Annotated in this window: 14 protein-coding genes; 5 read left to right on the forward strand and 9 right to left on the reverse strand. The window is 67.0% G+C overall.

What is annotated here, in order from left to right; genetic code table 11:
• Positions 1-48: 48 nt before the first annotated feature.
• Together NV2_RS22940 and NV2_RS22945 are read right to left on the reverse strand one after the other, a co-directional pair.
• Complete coding sequence (locus tag NV2_RS22940; protein ID WP_067878184.1) at positions 49-2,562, reverse strand: DUF6049 family protein; 2,514 nt, start codon at positions 2,560-2,562, stop codon at positions 49-51.
• A complete protein-coding gene (locus NV2_RS22945) occupies positions 2,559-3,095 on the reverse strand; it encodes an NUDIX hydrolase (RefSeq protein WP_067878186.1) in 537 nt (178 codons plus the stop codon). The genes NV2_RS22940 and NV2_RS22945 overlap by 4 nt, the downstream gene beginning before the upstream one ends.
• 168 nt (positions 3,096-3,263) lie before the next feature.
• On the opposite strand from NV2_RS22945, the gene NV2_RS22950 reads away from it, so the two are divergent.
• The gene (locus tag NV2_RS22950; RefSeq protein WP_067878377.1) at positions 3,264-4,712 is read left to right on the forward strand and encodes a CCA tRNA nucleotidyltransferase; all 1,449 of its coding nucleotides are present in this window, start codon (positions 3,264-3,266) and stop codon (positions 4,710-4,712) included.
• A gap of 18 nt (positions 4,713-4,730) precedes the next feature.
• Here the strand turns inward: NV2_RS22950 and NV2_RS22955 are convergent, their stop codons facing one another.
• Both NV2_RS22955 and NV2_RS22960 read right to left on the reverse strand, forming a co-directional pair.
• On the reverse strand, positions 4,731-5,546 hold the full coding sequence (locus NV2_RS22955; RefSeq protein ID WP_067878189.1) for a hypothetical protein: 816 nt from the start codon (positions 5,544-5,546) through the stop codon (positions 4,731-4,733).
• A 57-nt stretch (positions 5,547-5,603) separates the two neighbouring features.
• Complete coding sequence (locus tag NV2_RS22960; protein WP_067878380.1) at positions 5,604-7,199, reverse strand: glycoside hydrolase family 183 protein; 1,596 nt, start codon at positions 7,197-7,199, stop codon at positions 5,604-5,606.
• 261 nt (positions 7,200-7,460) lie between these two features.
• On the opposite strand from NV2_RS22960, the gene NV2_RS31510 reads away from it, so the two are divergent.
• Positions 7,461-7,742: a hypothetical protein gene (locus tag NV2_RS31510; RefSeq protein WP_307613576.1), complete on the forward strand. Its 282-nt coding sequence runs from the start codon at positions 7,461-7,463 to the stop codon at positions 7,740-7,742.
• On the opposite strand, the gene NV2_RS22970 is transcribed toward NV2_RS31510, so the two are convergent.
• On the reverse strand, positions 7,715-9,073 hold the full coding sequence (locus NV2_RS22970; protein WP_067878195.1) for an MFS transporter: 1,359 nt from the start codon (positions 9,071-9,073) through the stop codon (positions 7,715-7,717). The two genes, NV2_RS31510 and NV2_RS22970, sit on opposite strands and share 28 nt — an antisense overlap.
• A gap of 172 nt (positions 9,074-9,245) precedes the next feature.
• Between NV2_RS22970 and NV2_RS22975 the strand changes: the two genes are divergently transcribed.
• The 3 genes from NV2_RS22975 to NV2_RS22985 are packed head-to-tail and all read left to right on the forward strand — an operon-like array spanning position 9,246 to position 12,631.
• The gene (locus tag NV2_RS22975; protein ID WP_067878198.1) at positions 9,246-9,992 is read left to right on the forward strand and encodes a pirin family protein; all 747 of its coding nucleotides are present in this window, start codon (positions 9,246-9,248) and stop codon (positions 9,990-9,992) included.
• Positions 9,993-10,051: 59 nt separating this feature from the next.
• A complete protein-coding gene (locus NV2_RS22980) occupies positions 10,052-10,615 on the forward strand; it encodes a DUF4190 domain-containing protein (RefSeq protein WP_067878383.1) in 564 nt (187 codons plus the stop codon).
• A 27-nt stretch (positions 10,616-10,642) separates the two neighbouring features.
• On the forward strand, positions 10,643-12,631 hold the full coding sequence (locus NV2_RS22985) for a M13 family metallopeptidase (RefSeq protein ID WP_373863612.1): 1,989 nt from the start codon (positions 10,643-10,645) through the stop codon (positions 12,629-12,631).
• A gap of 148 nt (positions 12,632-12,779) precedes the next feature.
• Here the strand turns inward: NV2_RS22985 and NV2_RS22990 are convergent, their stop codons facing one another.
• From NV2_RS22990 to NV2_RS23005, 4 genes are all read right to left on the reverse strand, one after another.
• Positions 12,780-13,607 (reverse strand): L,D-transpeptidase, encoded by an 828-nt coding sequence (locus NV2_RS22990; protein WP_084475317.1) that lies wholly within the window; start codon positions 13,605-13,607, stop codon positions 12,780-12,782.
• Between the two features lie 409 nt (positions 13,608-14,016).
• Complete coding sequence (locus tag NV2_RS22995; RefSeq protein WP_067878392.1) at positions 14,017-15,198, reverse strand: serine hydrolase domain-containing protein; 1,182 nt, start codon at positions 15,196-15,198, stop codon at positions 14,017-14,019.
• 221 nt (positions 15,199-15,419) lie between these two features.
• Complete coding sequence (locus tag NV2_RS23000; RefSeq protein ID WP_067878200.1) at positions 15,420-15,938, reverse strand: DUF6764 family protein; 519 nt, start codon at positions 15,936-15,938, stop codon at positions 15,420-15,422.
• Between the two features lie 164 nt (positions 15,939-16,102).
• Positions 16,103-16,774: a S1 family peptidase gene (locus NV2_RS23005; protein ID WP_067878203.1), complete on the reverse strand. Its 672-nt coding sequence runs from the start codon at positions 16,772-16,774 to the stop codon at positions 16,103-16,105.
• Positions 16,775-16,957: the final 183 nt, after the last annotated feature.

The following is a 16,957-nucleotide window of genomic DNA, read 5'->3' on the forward strand; positions in this document are numbered from 1 at the left end:
GGGACACCCGCACCCGGTCGGCACAGCGAGCCGCTACGCGATTGTCACTCACTGTGCCTCCTCCTTCTCCTCGTCCTCGTTCGTTGTGGCTGCTTGTTCGTCTGCCGGGTCCGGTTGTCCGCGGAAGCGGCGCCACAAACGGCGGCCCGCCAGCAGGAACAGCAGTGCGCCGGCGCATGCGGTAATTATCGCCAAAGCTTGACCGTAAGCGTTCGAACGTACCGAAACCGAGGTGGCGTTGCCCAGAGGCACTCCGTCCGGTGTGGTAAGTGAAATCGGAATCACCAGGTTACGGCTGTCGGTCACCTTGGTCGGGATCTGGAACGACCGGGTGCCCTCTGCGGGAATCTGCTGCTCGCCGATATCGGTGATATTCGTCTCGGACGGCGCGTCGATCTTGAACCTGATCCGGATCGTGACGGGCAGATTGTTGCGTGCCACCAGGATCAGCGGACTCTGTTCGGAGGCCAGTGTGTACACCCCGCCGGGTGGTAGCACGGTCACCGACGAGAACAGATTGTCCATTGTGCGGGTGATCTGCTCGATGCGGCGCTGCGCCGCGGTATCGGCCCGGGCGTCGATGCCGGTGCGATCGGACAGGGTCAGTGTCCGGATCAGGTCGTCACGCAGCGGGGTCACGAAGCCGCGCGGTGTGGGCTCCTGCTGCGGTATCTCCACCAGCGCGCGCATCAGGTCGTCGATGCGATGTTCCTGCTGTCCGACCGGAGCGATGAACTGGTCCGGCACCGACTGCGCCGCCGTTTCCGCCGAGTAGTTCAGCGAGTAGGGGCGGGGGTCGGCGGGCTGGGCCAGCACGTCGGCGAGCGGACGTGGTGTCGCCAGACCACTGTGGAACAGCAGTTCCAGCTGGGAGAGCAGCGCACCGGCCTCGTCCCGGTCGGCACCCCACTGCGGTGGCGGCATCAGCAGCGTGGCACGCGGGCTGCCCTCGGTCGGGTGCAGGACCGGCCAGGTGAGTGCGCCCAGTGCGTCCTGGAGCCGGGCGGTACGGGAATCGTTGGTCACCGTGTAGCGGACGGATTCGGGAGTGAACGCCGGCGTCGGCGGGTTGGCGCCCACCGCGGCCAGTGCGGTGGCCGACCAGGTGTCGAAGGTGGTGACCTTCATGGTCTCCTCCGGCGGTGGTGCCGGTTCCGTACCCGCCCCGGCCGGCAGCCGCACCATCTCGGGGAGGGCGGCGTCGGGGCCGGGGAGCACCGCTGCGGTGCTCTGCACGGTTGCCCCGGTCTGGAGCGTCCCGGTCGCATCGCTGCGCGGCTCCCCCTCGGTGAGGGCGTTGTCCGCGAGGATCGCGGTCGTGAAGCCACGCTCGCGCAGGAGTGTGGCACCTTCCGGATCGAGCGCACCGGCGGCGGGGATGCTCACATTGCGCACCGACCGGACCGACAGAATCGAATCGACGATATCGGCGGGCGAGTTGAGTGCGCGCGCGGTGAGGTCGGTGTCGTGCACGGCGGCCAGCGCGGACGTATCCACCTGCGCGAACGGCAGGGATACCGTGCATACCGACGGAGCCAGAGCGCGTAGCCGGTCCAGCCAGGTGCGGGCCGCCTGTGGACCGGTGCCCTCCCGGGTCGGCCCGTCGGGGTCGGAGGGACTGGCCAGGACCCGGTAGCCGTCGGTCATCCGCGACACGGTGAGTAGTAGGTCCGGGTCCACGGCCAGACACAGCGAGCTCGCCAAGCCGGAGCCCGGATGGCTCGAATCCGGTGCCGGTTCGTCGCGCAGTGCCGATTCCAATGCCGAGAGCAGTTGATCGAGCCGCCCGCCCGCCGCGAGTTCGCCGGCGAGTTCGTCGTCGGTCAGCAAGGCTTCGCCGTCCACCGAGCCGGGGATTCCCGCGACCAGGCGCGGCCGGTCGGCCAGCGGCCACAGCATGGTGGTGGCCATGGGTGGTTGCGGCGGCGGGGGGATCGGCAGGCTGCCCGCCGCCTCGGCGTCGGCGGTACTCGGCAGCGCCGGCAGGCCCAGCACCGGCAGCAGGAATCGAGCATCGTCGAGATGGGCCTGGTTGCCGTAGGCCGGTTCGCCGTTGACGTTCAGCAGTAGCGGATACACCCCGGGGTCGGTGATGCCGAGCGAGGCGGTGACCGGTGGGCTGGTGGCGGCGTTGTGCATCCCTTCCCGCACCCCGATCCGCAGCGTGAACTGCTTGCGTTCACCCGGCGCCAACTCGTCGGAGACATCATGGAAAGGCCCGGTGACCTGGAAGTTGGACTGGTCGTCACGCAGCGTGGAACGAAGTTCGCCGGGTTGGGAGATGGCTGGGCCACGCTGCACGCGCACACTCACGTCCTGTACCCGACGGTCGCCGATGTTGGTCACCGTGCCGGTCAGCGTCAGTACGGAGTCGCTGGTGGTGGTGATGGTGCCGGGCGAGACCGAATCGAGGGTGAGCTTGAGAAATCTCGGCGCCGTCGCGTCCCCCGAGCCGGAGGGTTGCGCCTTGCTCGGCCCGGCCGACGGCACGCTCAACACGGCGAGCGCCAGCGAGACGAGCAGTAGCACCCAACGGTGCGCACTGCCACCCGCACGCGTCATTGTCTGCCGCTCTCCATCCGGTCGATCAGTCGATTCGCCACCTCGGCCAGACGCCGCTCGTCGGCGTAGGCGAGCCGGGAATCCAGTTCGCTCAACGGCACCCAGGCCACCTTGGTGACCTCGATATCGGCATCGGAGAGCTCACCCCCCAACGACCGCATCAAGTAATGGTGCACAGTCTTGTGTACCCGACGGCCCTCGGTGACGAACCAGTAGTCGATACTCCCCAGTTCGGCGACCACCCGACCGTTGATGCCGGTTTCCTCGGCAACCTCGCGGACGGCGGTCTGCTCGGCCGTCTCCCCTTCCTCTATATGTCCCTTCGGTAGTGACCACAGCAGCCGCCCGCGCCGGTCGGTACGTCCGATGAGCGCGGCACAGCGTTGATCAGCAGGTCCGTCCAAGCCGTCGACGACCAAACCGCCGGCCGAGGTTTCCCGGACCGTGCGCATACGAGGTTTCGCCGCATTACCGGCCGAACCGCGGCGCCGGGGCTGGCGGCGTCGACTGTTCGCGCGATCGGCCGGAGACACTGCGTCAGTCTAGCCGCGCCGGATCGATGCACTGAACGTGTTCGATGCCGAGTCGTCCGCCGATCCGGGCGCGGGCCTGCCGACGTGCACCAACTAAGCTGCGTTTCCGTGGTTTCGCCGAAGTCCGTTGACGCAGAAGTGGAGGGCGGCGCAAAAGTGGAGACAGCCGTGTCCGACCCCGACCGAGATCGCCGGACTCGATTGCTGGCTGCGGCGGCGATCACACTCGGCCGGTTGTCGGATGTGCTGACCCCGCTGGGCGGCCTGTTCGCCGCGCGCGGGCACGAGTTGTATCTGGTGGGCGGTAGCGTCCGCGATGCGGTGCTGGGCCGGCTCGGTACCGATCTCGACTTCACCACCGACGCGCGCCCGGACGTGGTGCAGGAGATTCTGCGCGGCTGGGCCGACAACCTGTGGGACACCGGCGGTTTGGCGTTCGGCACGGTGAGCGCCTCGAAATCGGGGTGGCAGCTCGAGATCACCACCTTCCGTAGCGACAGCTACGACCGGGTGTCGCGGAATCCGGAAGTGACCTACGGCGACAGTCTCGACGGCGACCTGATCCGGCGCGACTTCACCGTCAATGCGATGGCGGTGCACATCGGCGGTGCGGGCGAACTGGAGTTCGTCGACCCGCTCGACGGTATGACCGCACTGCTGGCGGGTGTGCTGGATACTCCTGCGGCGCCCGAGGATTCGTTCAACGACGATCCGCTGCGGATGCTGCGTGCCGCGCGCTTCGTCTCGCAACTCGGTTTCGAGGTGGCACCGCGGGTGCGGGTCGCGGTCGCACTGATGGCCGACGAGATCGGGCGCATCACCGCCGAGCGGGTGCGTACCGAACTGGACAAGCTGATCGCCGGTGAGCACCCCACCGAGGGCATCGACCTGATGTGTGAGACCGGACTCGCCGAACGGGTACTGCCCGAGGTGCCGGCGATGAAGCTCGAGATCGACGAACATCATCAGCACAAGGACGTCTACCAGCATTCGCTGACCGTGCTGCGTCAGGCCATCGACCAGGAACAGGGCGATCCGGATCTGGTGCTGCGCTGGGCGGCGCTGCTGCACGATATCGGGAAGCCGCCGACCAAGCGCAATGAAGCCGGCGGCGGTGTCAGCTTCCACCATCACGAGGTGGTCGGCGCCAAGATGGTGCGAAAGCGGATGCGCGCGTTGAAGTATCCGAAGCAGTTCACCGAGGATGTGGCGCGGCTGGTGTATCTGCACCTGCGTTTCCACGGGTACGGCAAGGGCCAGTGGACCGATTCCGCGGTGCGCCGCTACGTCACCGACGGCGGTGAGCTACTCCCCCGGCTGCACAAACTGGTGCGCGCGGACTGCACCACGCGCAACAAGCGCCGGGCCGCGCTGCTGCGCTCGACCTACGACGATCTGGAAGCTCGGATCGAGCGGATTCAGCAGGAAGAGGATTTGCGGCGGGTCCGGCCGGATCTGGACGGCAACGCGATCATGGAGTTGCTGGGGCTGGAGCCCGGCCCGCAGGTCGGCCGGGCATGGCGGCATCTGAAGGAACTGCGCCTGGACCGCGGCCCGCTCACCCGGCAGGAAGCCGAGACCGCGCTGCGTGAGTGGTGGGCGGCGGGCGGGCAGTGATCGGCAGCGCCGGGCGGGTCAGAAGATGATCAGTGTCGTGCCGGCGACGATCGCGGTCCGGATTTGATTCAGGTCGAAGGAGCCGGTGACCGCTGGCAGTTCGATCCGGAAATCCACCCGGTCACCTCGGCGAACGGCGTGCACGATGCGCAGTTCGCTGGGCAGACCGGCCAGGTGCACCGGCGCCACGGAAACCCAGCGGCGCGGAACCCGCATCCCGGCCCACCCGGCCCGGTGTACATCGATGCTGATCCGGTTGTCTTCGACGAAGGCGTCGACGAGCGCGTGGAACTTCCGCCGCCGATGTCGCGCGCTGATCAGCCCACTCGGGTGGGCCTCCAGGTGCCAGTCCAACCCCTTCCGGTTGAGCCACTCCACCAGGGCCGCGGTGGTGACCGTTCCGATCATGTCGAGACCCGCGGTACGCACCTTGGTCGGTACTCCCGGGATCAGGCGTACGCCGTGTGCGACGACGGTCAGCTGCTCGATCGGATGTCGGTTCCAGCGCAGCTCCGTCAGCACGGTCCTGGTCTGGAAGTGTGCGCCCCGACGCCGTACCTGCAGCGTCTGCAGCACCGCGGTCAGGTCGTGGCCCAGCAGCGTCGCGGTGACCTCCCGGCCGCCGAAGCGGCTCAGGATGCCGTCGCTGAGCAGGGTCATCAGCGCATCGGGCAGCAGGGCTGTGACCGTCCCGGACCCGAGATCGGCGACCGGATCTATCCAGGTCGCGGTGAAGGTCGCCCACTGATCCGGCAAATCCTGGTCGAACAGTCGTTTGCCGAGATCCAGCGCTCGCGACGGTGACCAGGACTTGGGATCGAAGTAGGCGGCCATGATTGATTCGAGACTAACCGCCCGATCCGGTCGGTGCCCGTTTGCTCGGGCCGGGCGTTACGGGTCCTCGCGTTTCGAGCCGTGACGTTTCGGGTCGTCCAGGGTCGCGTGCATCAGATACACGTTGTAGCTGTCCCAGGCCGACATGGTGAAGTACAGGTCCTTACCGGTCGACCACGGGTGGATGAAGCCGCCGTAGGCCTTCGGGTAGTCGTTGGTGTCGGCCAGTACCGCGCCGTCGGTCCAGGTGCCCTGGGGGTCGTTCGCGGTGCGCAACACGATCGCGTGCCGCGCCGGATCCAGGTACACCATCTGCCATTGCTCGGTGGAGTCGTCGTAGCGCACCGACAGTTCTCCGGCGATGCCGGGGACCAGCGGGGTGGCCATATTCTCCTGGGCGGGTGCCCAGGTGCCGTCGACCCAGTACTGATACGCGGATTTGTTCAGCACTTCCTGTTTCGGCACCCGGGCCAGGCCGATGACGCCGATGCGCCCGTTGGGTGTGCCGAACATGTACACGTAATCGCCGTGCGGCACCATCGTGGCGACCTGGAAACGGTCGATGCCGAACATGTTGTCCCACTTGGCGTACTGGTCCTTGACCCAGGTGCTGCCGCCGTCGTCGGAGTAGGCCAGGCCGCCGTCGTTGGTCCACCACATGCCGGGGATATTGCTCCAGCGCCGGATCGACATGTAACTCATGTACTGCCGCTCGCCGAGGGCGAAGCCGGAGGTGGGAATGACGGTGGTCTCGAAGTTCTTGATCTTGCGACTGTTGAGCAGTTCGGCCGCGTGGCAGCGGCTGTCCTGCACCATCTGGTCGATGATCAGTCCCTTGGACAGGTCACGCTCGGTGCTGTAGCCGAGGACGTTCGACCGCCAGTCCGGGCCGCCGACGACCCCGTACTCCCAGCCCTTGCCGAAGGTGTCGCCGAAGACCACGGCGACCTTGCCGGGTTCGGTCTCCCACATCAAGCCGAGGTCGGTGCCGTCGACCTGCCACCGCATATCGGTGCGGTTCACCGAGCCGTGGCCGGTCACCTGGTTAACCAGGTCCACCGATTCGACCTGTCGTGGTGCCGGTGGCGCGGTGACCGGGCCCGGCTCGGCCGGATGGACGACGGGTGGCGGCGGCTCCTGCGGTGCCGGCGGTTCGCCGCCCGGGATCGGGATGGGGATCGTCTCCGGTTCGGGACGGATGTTGATATTCGGCAGGTTGAACGGACCGGAGTCGGACCCCGAACCGGTGCCCGAAGCCGAGGAACCCTCGCCGGAATTCGAGCTGCCCGGGCCGGAGCCCGAATCCGGTGCGGGTGCGCCCTCTTCGGACTTGTCGTCCTCGTCGGGGTTCACCGCCGGCGGTGGTTTCGGGGTGTCCCGGATATCCGGGCACGGGTTCCGGCACGGATCGCTCGGCAGCGGCTTCGGATCGATGCGGGTGTTGTCCGGTTGCGGTCCGGGGATCGGTACCGGCACGAAATCCGGTACCGGGACCGGGATGTCGATCCGCGGCGGAAGTACCGGCGGCGGCGGGGCGTTCGGATCCGGTTCCCGGGCCAGCGGGTCGAAACCCGTTTCACCGCAGGCGTTCTTCGGCGGCGGCGCCCAGGGGGCGAGCTCGGCCGTGGCCGGGGCGGGAACGACGCCGAACATCAGCAGACCCGCGAACGCGGGCGCGAGAACCGTGGGCGCGTAGCGCTTTCGGAACGTTCGGACCGTTCGGACCTTGGCCCGGCTTTCGAAGTTCTCGATCACCGCTCTCCTCGACTACCACTCGCACCGCTGGTGACAATGCACCGATCAGTCACCGCATTCGCTGGGACCGAGCACAGCGGCTAACAACTTAGCCGACCGGACGGGGTGCGTCCGGGATCGGCCGGGAACCGGGCCGCGTCGCACCGCGTCGGATGCGGTATGACGACTATCGAGTACATGTTCGGATCCGGTGACGGCGACACCCGAAGCTGGTCCTCCCGGGCGGATCTGGACCTCTGCGGGGATGGCACCCCGGATGCGGTGGTGCTGGATTTCGACGGCGACGGCTACGCCGACGACGCGCTCTGGGACTGGGACGGTGACGGTACGGCCGAGATCGCGGCCCTGGACCTGGACGACGACGGCGTCCTGGATCACTTCTGCACCGATTCCGCTGGTCTGGGCACCTGGGATCAGCCGGTCTGGGGGTTCACCGGCTGACGCTCGCGGCGGCGGTCGAGAAGGATCGCGGCGATACCGAGCCCGTAGAGTGCCGCCCCGGTCGCGGCTACCGCCGGTGAGCGTCCGTCGGCGGGGATCACCAGTGCGGTCAGCGCGACGGCCACGACGAACGCGATATTGAAAATCGTGTCCTGCAGTGCAAACACCTGTCCGCGCCGGTCGTCGCCGATGTCGATCTGCAGCGTGGCATCACCGGTGAGCTTCACCGTCTGCCCGGCCAGGCCGAGGAGGAAGGCGCCTACCAGCAGTAATTGGTGGGCACGTGGTTCGGCGGCGCCGGTCGCGATCGTGATCGGTGGCACCAGTGCCGCCTGTACGAGCAGCGCGGTGCACAGCCCGGTCAGCACAGTGCGGGGCCGGCCCAGGCGTGGAATCAGCAGTGGCGTCAGCACTGCCGCGGCCAACATCCCGGCGGCTACAGCGGTGATCGCGACCCCGAATCCGATCAGTCCGGAACTCGCGGAGACACCGTCGGAGCCCGGGCGGCGCAACACCAGCACCATCAGCAGTGTGTCGGCGCCGAAGACGATGCGGTGTACGCCGATACCGATCATGGCGGTGGTGCAATCGCGTGCGCCGGCGATCGCCCGGGCGCCGGTGCGCAGGCCGGTGAGCACGGCGCGCAGCGTCCGGACGGCGGTGCTGCGCCGATCTCCGGCCTCCGCCTCCCGAGGCTCCGGGCCGAGCAGGTGGCGGGAGAACCCGGCCGCGAGCACGATCGAGACCACCGATCCGCATGCGGCGGCGGCGACCGCGATCCCACCGGCCCGGTCGCCCGAGCCGAGTATTCCGATGATCGCGACCGCCGTGGCCGCCCCTGCTCCGGCACATCCGGAGGCGACCGTGGCCAGAACCGAATTGGTCGGCACCAACCAGCGTTGTTCGAGAACTCGGGGCAGGGCCGCCGAGATGCCCGCGAGGACGAATCGGCTGATTCCGACCACGGCCAGTGCCAGCAGCAGTAGCGGGGTGGCCGCGATGCCGGCCCATAGTCCGAGGGCGGCCGCGACGATCAGCACCGCGCGCGCGGCATTGGCGATCAGCAGCACGGTGCGCCGGTCCCATCGGTCCAGCAGTGCGCCGGCGTAGGGCCCGATCACCGAATACGGCAGCAGTAACACGGCGAAACCGCCCGCAATCTCCAATGGATCGGTGGCTCGTTCCGGATTGAAGAGGATGGCTCCCGACAGCGCGGCTTGAAACATTCCGTCGCCGAACTGACCTGCGAACCGAACCGATGCCAGTCGCAGCATTCCGGGCCGCCGGACGGCCGCAGCGACGGCGGCCCGCCGGCCGGCGTCGGGTCGCATTGTCGGTTCACCTCCGCGAGCAATGGTCGGCTCACCTCCGCGAGCAATGTGTGTCGCCCGTGCGGCGTCACGGTAGAATCTACCCGTCGGCCTCGACTCCCAGCCCGAGAGGAGGATCCGGTTGTCCACACCAACGACCGCGCACATTGATATCCACCGCGCCGGCGACCGTATGAAAACCCGTGTGGCATGGCTGGATTCGAAACACTCCTTCTCGTTCGGCGAGCATTACGACCCGGACAACACCCATCACGGGCTGCTGCTGGTGAACAATGAGGACATTGTCCTTCCGGGTGAGGGATTCGATACTCATCCGCATCGCGACATGGAAATTGTCACCTGGGTTCTGAATGGGTCACTGGTTCACCAGGATTCTCTCGGCCATGCCGGTGTCATCTATCCCGGATTGGCGCAGCGAATGAGTGCCGGAACGGGAATCCTGCATTCGGAGAAAAACGATTCGTGGCGCCTCCCGCGTGATCAGGGTGGTACCGCTCAACATGCCGAGCCGGTGCATTTCGTGCAGATGTGGGTGGTGCCTGACGAGCCTGGAATTACTCCCGGTTATCAGCAACTGGAAATAGACGACGAGCTCGCCGGTGGCGGACTGGTGACGGTCGCCACAGGTATGCCGCGGTATCGCGACCGTGCCGCGATTGCCATCAGTAGCAGCCATTCCGCTCTGCACGTGGCACGGATGCCCGGCACGGTCGCCGGTACGCCCGCGGTGGTCACCCTGCCCGAGGCCCCTTACCTGCACGTATTCATTGCGCGGGGGCAGGTCGACATGGAAGGTGTGGGCACCCTCTACGAAGGTGACGCGGTGCGGATGGCACACAGTGGCGGGCAGCGCATCGTCGCCGAGAATCCGGCGGAAGTGTTGGTGTGGGAGATGCACGCCCGTCTCGGCGGGCAATAGAGTCGCTCGGACGGCCCCCATCCCAGGCAGTGGATCAGCAGGCAGAGGAGAGGACACCGATGACGGAGAACCCACCCCCCGGAAGCTATCCACCGCCCGAAAACTACCCACGCCCCGAAGGTGAGTCCGGCGGCTATCCCCCGCCGCCCGGTAGCTATCCCCCGCCGTCGGGCAACTATCCGCCGCCTCCCGGCGGCTATCCCGGAGGGCCCGGCGACGGCGCCTGGCAGCAGCAGCCCCAGGGCAAGGGGTTGGCGATCACCGCGCTGATCCTGGGCATCATCGCGCTGCTGTTCTGCTGGACCGTCATCGGTGGCATCTTGTTGGGCCTGGCAGCGGTGATCGTCGGCATCGTGGCCGTCGTCAAGGCGCGCCGTGGCACCGCCGGTGGCGGCGGGATGGCAATCGCCGGACTGATCCTGGGCCTGTTGGGCCTGATCGCAGGCATCGTGATCGTGGTGGTCGCGGGCCTCTTTTTCGTCAACAACGGTGGTAGGGACTTCGTCGACTGTGTGAACGACGCGGGCAACGATCAGTCCAAGATCGACCAGTGTCAGCGCGATTGGAACAAGACGCTGGAGAACAAATACAGCGTGACGATCAACCCGCAGCCGACGCAGTAGTTCGGTCTCGTCGGCATACTGGGTGTCGTGACTTTCGACGTGACGACTCCCTCGGGCATCGATCTGACCTATCGCGATGGCGCTGTGCGGGTGCAGGACGACCTGTTCGCGCACGTCAACGGCAAATGGCTGGATACCTACGACATTCCGGCCGATCGCGCGGTCGACGGTGCCTTCCGCACCTTGTACGACCAGGCCGAACTGGATGTGAAGGCGATCATCCAGGGCTTGGCGGCCGGCACCACGACCTCGGTCCCCGATACCGAGGAGGCGCGCAAGATCGCCGACCTCTACAACAGCTTCATCGACGACGAGGCCGTGGAGGCGGCCGCTCTCACCCCGATCGCCGCGGAGTTGGCGGCGGTGCGTGAGGTCGCGGACCGCGCCGAGTTCGCGGCGCTGCTGGGCCGGCTGCAACGCGTCGGTGTCGGCGGCGCGGTCGGGGTGTTCGTCGATACCGACGACAAGAACTCGCAGCGGTATCTGGTGAATCTGATGCAGTCCGGTCTGGGCCTGCCCGACGAGTCCTACTACCGCAATGACGAATATGCGGAGATCCGCACCAAGTATGTCGAGCACATCCGGCGCATGTTCGCGCTGGCGGCTGTCGAATACGATCCGCAGCGGGTGTTCGAACTGGAGCGCAAACTCGCCGCGGGGCATTGGGACGTGGTCCGCCGTCGCGACGCCGAATTGAGCTACAACCTCACCACTTTCGCTGATCTGACGGCGAATAGTCCCGAATTCGACTGGGCCGCCTGGGCTGATGCCCTCGCAGCGGGCGTGGACGGTTCCGGGGCGGAACTGTTCGCCGAAATCGTGGTGCGGCAGCCCGATTTCCTGCACACCTTCGCCCAACTGTGGGCCTCGGAGTCGATCGAGGATTGGCAGGCATGGGCAACGTGGCGGGTGCTGCGTTCGCGCGCACCGTATCTCACCGCGGCGGTGGTCGAGGAGAGCTTCGACTTCTACGGACGTACGTTGACCGGTGCGCAGGAGAATCGCGAGCGCTGGAAGCGCGCGGTCTCACTGGTGCAGGACCTGCTCGGCGAGGCGGTGGCCAAACTGTATGTGGCCGAGCATTTCCCGCCCGAGGCCAAAGAGCGCATGCAACAGCTGGTGGCGAATCTGATCGAAGCCTACCGCCGCAACATCAGTGAACTGGAGTGGATGGGCCCGCAGACCAGGCAGGCGGCGCTGCGGAAGCTGGAGCGCTTCACCCCGAAGATCGGTTACCCCGACACCTGGCGCGACTACTCCGCGGTGCAGGTCGACCCGGCGGACCTGGTCGGTAACTACCGCAGCGGATACTCCGCCGAGCACGACCGGGATCTGGGCAAGCTCGGCGGTCCGGTCGACCGCGGTGAGTGGTTCATGACCCCGCAGACGGTGAATGCGTACTACAACCCGGGCATGAACGAGATCGTGTTCCCCGCGGCTATTCTGCAGCCGCCGTTCTTCGATATGAATGCCGACGACGCCGCCAACTACGGCGGTATCGGCGCGGTGATCGGCCACGAGATCGGTCACGGCTTCGACGATCAGGGCAGTAAGTACGACGGCGACGGCAATATGGTCGACTGGTGGACCGAGGACGATCGCACCGAATTCGGTAAGCGCACCAAGGCATTGATCGAGCAGTACAACGGATTCGAACCCAAGGCCCTGCCCGGTCATCAGGTGAACGGCGAGTTCACGATCGGTGAGAATATCGGCGATCTGGGTGGCCTCTCCATCGCGTTGGCGGCCTACAAGATCGCGCTCGACGGCGCCGAGGCACCCGTTATCGACGGGCTGACCGGCCTGCAGCGGGTGTTCTTCGGCTGGGCGCAGGTGTGGCGGACCAAGGCGCGCGACGAAGAGGCCGTCCGCCGGCTCGCGGTGGACCCGCATTCACCGCCGGAATTCCGCTGCAACGGCGTGGTGCGCAACCTGGACGGTTTCCACGAAGCGTTCGAGGTCGAACCGGGTGACGAGCTGTATCTGGAACCCGCTGAGCGGGTGCGGATCTGGTAGTAGGCGGTCGAACCGTAGCGGGTCGTAGCCGTCGGCTGCACCCGGCCGAGCACGAAACGACGGTGGCCCGGAGCACTGCAGCTCCGGGCCACCGGTTTATGTCGTGGTGCTGGTATTCCGTGTCCAGTCGTACGCCTGTGCGGCTCGATCAGCTCCAGTCGCCCATACCGTCACCGGCACTGAACTGGCCGGTGGAGTTGGTGACGACGACCGGATCGCCCTTCTGCGAGTTCTCGAAGAACCACTGGGCATCCTCGGTGCTGACGTTGAGACAGCCGTGGCTGGTGTCCGAGACACCCTGCTGCGGAACCGACCACGGGGCGGCGTGCACGAAGATTCCGCTGTTGGACAGCCGGGTCGCGTACTCGACCTCGAGCTTGTAGCCCTGCGGATCGTCGACCGGGACTCCGTAGGTGGAGGAGTCCATGATCATCTTCCGGTTCTTCTCCCCGACGTAGTAGGTGCCGTTCGGGGTCTCGTGGTCCTTCTTGCCCATCGAGGTCGGCATGGTCTTCACGACCTCGCCGTTGCGCGTGATGGTGATGGTGTGGGTCGCGTCGTCGGCGGTGGTGACCACCGCGTCGCCGACCTTGTACGCCACCTTGGTGCCGCCCGCCTCGACGGTGATATCGGAGTTGGCCGGCCAGAACTCCTCCGGCCGCCACCGCACCTGCTTGTCACCGCGCCAGTAGAAGTGGCCGTTGGTGGCATTACTGGAGGTGATCCGGATGGCCTGCTCGGCCGCGGCATGATCGGGCACCGGATCCTTGAAGTTGATCACGATCGGTTGTGCCACGCCGACGACCTCGCCGTCTCCCGGGCTGATGCTCGGGGCGGCGAAGTTGGCCTTGGGCAGCTCCGGCGGATGCTGCTGCGGTGCGGCGCCCGGCTCCGGCTGCGGTGACTGCACGACGGCCGGTGCTCCGGGTACGTCGGGGCCGCCGGGCCACAGCGGCGCCGCAGAGGCGGTCGCCATCGTGAACGCGCCGGTGGCTGCCACCGCGAGCGTCAGTAGCCCGGTCCGCCCGAGCAGGCTGGTCTTGTCCCGAACGGGCTTCCGACAGTTGGTGGTGCGCACAGCCGTTTCGTCCTCTCCAACCTCATCGCGCGTGACAGCGCAGGCAAACTCGCACGCGTCGGCGCGAAATATGGTTCATCAGGCCCCGGCCCGGCATCCATTACTACATCTCCACGGGGCAACGGCCAATTACGTTCTGCCGGTTATGAACTCCGCAGGCCGCATGTGTGATGCGTCACCGTGTCTCAGGTGCGTCACGCCGGTGGGGTGAAAGTGCCGTTCATAGCGGCGAGTCGGCTGTTCGGAGCGGACCTGCCCGGAACGGCCGAATCGATACCCGGCAAAACCTGATTGTGAGTCAAATCACTCAGCCGCGGCTGATTTCCTCCACTGCTACCCGCGCTTCTGCCGCAAGTTTGGCCAGGCGTCCGTCGCCGATCGTGTTGAGCGAGTTGCCCAGCCGGTTGGTCACGAAGGCCACCGACATCCCGGTATCGGGATCGGCGAAGGCGCCCGAGCCACCCACACCGTAATGGCCGAAGCCGTGCCGGATCGGACGCCGCGAGGCGATCGGCGGGCGGTGGTAACCGAGCGTGAAAGCTACCGGCACCCCGATCACGTAATCGCGGTGCGCACTGCGCTGTGTCTGGTTGACGGTCCGGATCGTCTCCGGCCGCAGCAGCGGCTCGCTCCAGGTTCCGTCCGGAAGTTCGACGACGCCGTCGCCTGCCAGCGCGCCGTACATCCGGGCCAGCGAACGCGCCGAGAAGACGCCGTTGAACCCCGGCATCACCGCGTCGTGTACCCGCGGATCGCGAGCCAGGACATCGAAACCGGCGGGCATACCGGCCTCGGCAATGGCACCCAGCGTGCGGCTGCGGGCGATGAACTTCGAGGCAGTGTCCCAGCTGAGACCGGGAATCTTCAAGCGCGGGAAGGTATGTGCGATGCGGTGGCGCTGCTCGACCGGTACCTGGAACCAGAATTCCTCGGTCTGCAGGGGTTCGGCGATTTCGCGGCGCAGCACCTCGGTGAAGGGCTCGCCGGTGGCTCGCTGCACGATCTCGGCGACCAGCCAGCCGAAGGTCACCGCGTGATATCCGGAGGATTCCAGCCGCCGCGGGTCGGGTTCGGCCGCGGCCAGTGCGGCGACCATCGCCTCGTAGTCGAGGATGCCGTCGGCGCTGGTGGCCAGGCCGCGAACCTTGTGTAGACCGGCGCGATGCGACAGCACCTCACGCACGGTGATCTCGTCCTTGCCGTTCGCGGCGAACTCCGGCCAGTACTTCGAGACACGCGCGTCGTAATCGATCAGATCGCGTTCGGCGAGCCGGTGCAGCACCGTGGTAGCCACGCCCTTACCGGTGGAGAAGCTCATCGCCACGGTGTCGGAGCGCCACCGTTGATCCGGTGCCGACCAGCCGGCCCATACGTCGACGACGGGCCGTCCGTGCAGAAATACCGCGAAGGCGCCGCCGCCGCGGATGGGGCGGGGGAACATCCGGAAGAAGTGATGGACCACGGGTACGAAGCGCGGATCGATGATCATCCGGGTCGCGTCGTCGGAATTCGGGTCGGCCGCGCGGGCGACCTGTGCCGCCTCTGCTTCGGTGAATTGTGCACCGTCCGCACCCGGTCGGCCCGGCGAGCCGCTGCGCTCTCCGCCCATCGTGTCGTCTGTGTGCTGGTGCGAATCCACTCTGCCGACCTCCAGTTCGTCACGGCGTCGATGGTCTCGCCGGCCAGCGTAGGTCAGGCCGGTGCGGGTGCTCAGGGTGTGGCCGGTGCCCGCCACGATCCGAGTGGTGTCGCCAGGCAGGCCGCGCCCGTGCGGGAATCCCAGGCCAGGGCTGCCGCGCCGAGACACACTGTACTGCGTTCGGCCGTAATCACTTGTGCCTGTGAGCCGTTCGCCGCGAGGGAAAGGCCGATCCGGCGTGGATCCGGCTCGCCCGCGATGGAACTGAAGGCGAAGGCGTCCGGGCCCATACCTACCGCGACCGGTATGCCGGTGAGTCCTTCGCTGGCGCCGATCCCACCCGAGACGCCGATGCCGAGGGCGATCGCGCCGGCGGTTGCCTTGGCATAGCCCACACCGTCCAGCCCGGCCGACCGGGCCTGCCCGCTGTCCACACCTGCCGCGCGACAGGCCGTGGTACCCGCGACGATGGTGACGTCCGCGCCGTCTCGGGCACTGCATTGCACGCCGGTTGCCGAGGCGGTGCCGGTGCAGCACGCCGCGATGCCGGCCGCGACGACCGAGCAGAGGATCGCGCTGATCACCTTCACAGGGATTGCTCCTTTCGGGCCGGGCTGTCCACACCATAGCCGTACGGCGGGCCGGCGGACCCGATCCACGCTGCGGCGCGCGGGCGGCCGACCCACCGAAAACGGGCGGCGATCCGAGGTAATCACTCGAATCGCCGCCCGTTACAGGAGGTTTCGCGGACCGATCAGACCGGTGCGAATCCCGCCCCGGCACCGCCGCGGGCGTTCATGTCATTGGTGATGGTGGTCATGTTGGTGCCGACCTCGGGCCCGAAGCAGGCCACCGCGAGATAGGCGTTGACCATGCCGACCAGTGTCGAGCCGACCACGACCGGTGCGCCGGAATCGCCTTCGACGACGCACATCTGTGTCCAGGTCTCGTCGGTCTGGAATACATCGCCCCAGGCCAGCCCACAGGTATTACCGGTGGTCCGGCCTTCCTTGCAGACGATGTTGGGGAATTGCGCGGGCGCGCCGACATTGGTGATGGTGACATTCCCGATCCGGTTCACCGGGGTGACCCGGCCCTGATCGAATTGAATGACGGCGTAGTCCAGATCGTGATTGGAATAGACGAAATGTCCGATTACGCCGGCGCCCCGGTCCTGCTCGGACCACACCTCCGAACCTGCTTCGCCGCAATGTCCGGCGGTCAGTCCTACCAATCGTCCGCCGGAATCGTGGCCGACGGTGGTGACGGTGCACTCGAACTGCTTGTCGATGATGATTCCCGAGCCACCGCCGATCACCGGACCTCCGGGATCGGCCTGCGCCATTCCCGCGCCCGTGCCGAGCAGCGCCGCGCCCAGAGCTACGGCGAAGGCGGCATGCGCCACCTTGACGAGTTTGTTGAACATTTCCCTCCAGACGTCGGAAGCCCGCACGATATCAGCCTTGTCGTACTACATCCTTGCAGTAATCATGCCGGGGCGCGCCCGGTACGCCGGTCGAGTTTGCTGGATCGATGCCGGGGCCCTCGATCGGACGCGGAACTGCAACGATCCGTGCGCGACACCGGCTCGAGTTCGGGGGTGTTTCGA

The organism is Nocardia vermiculata NBRC 100427 (assembly GCF_001613265.1).
Taxonomy (GTDB): domain Bacteria; phylum Actinomycetota; class Actinomycetes; order Mycobacteriales; family Mycobacteriaceae; genus Nocardia; species Nocardia vermiculata.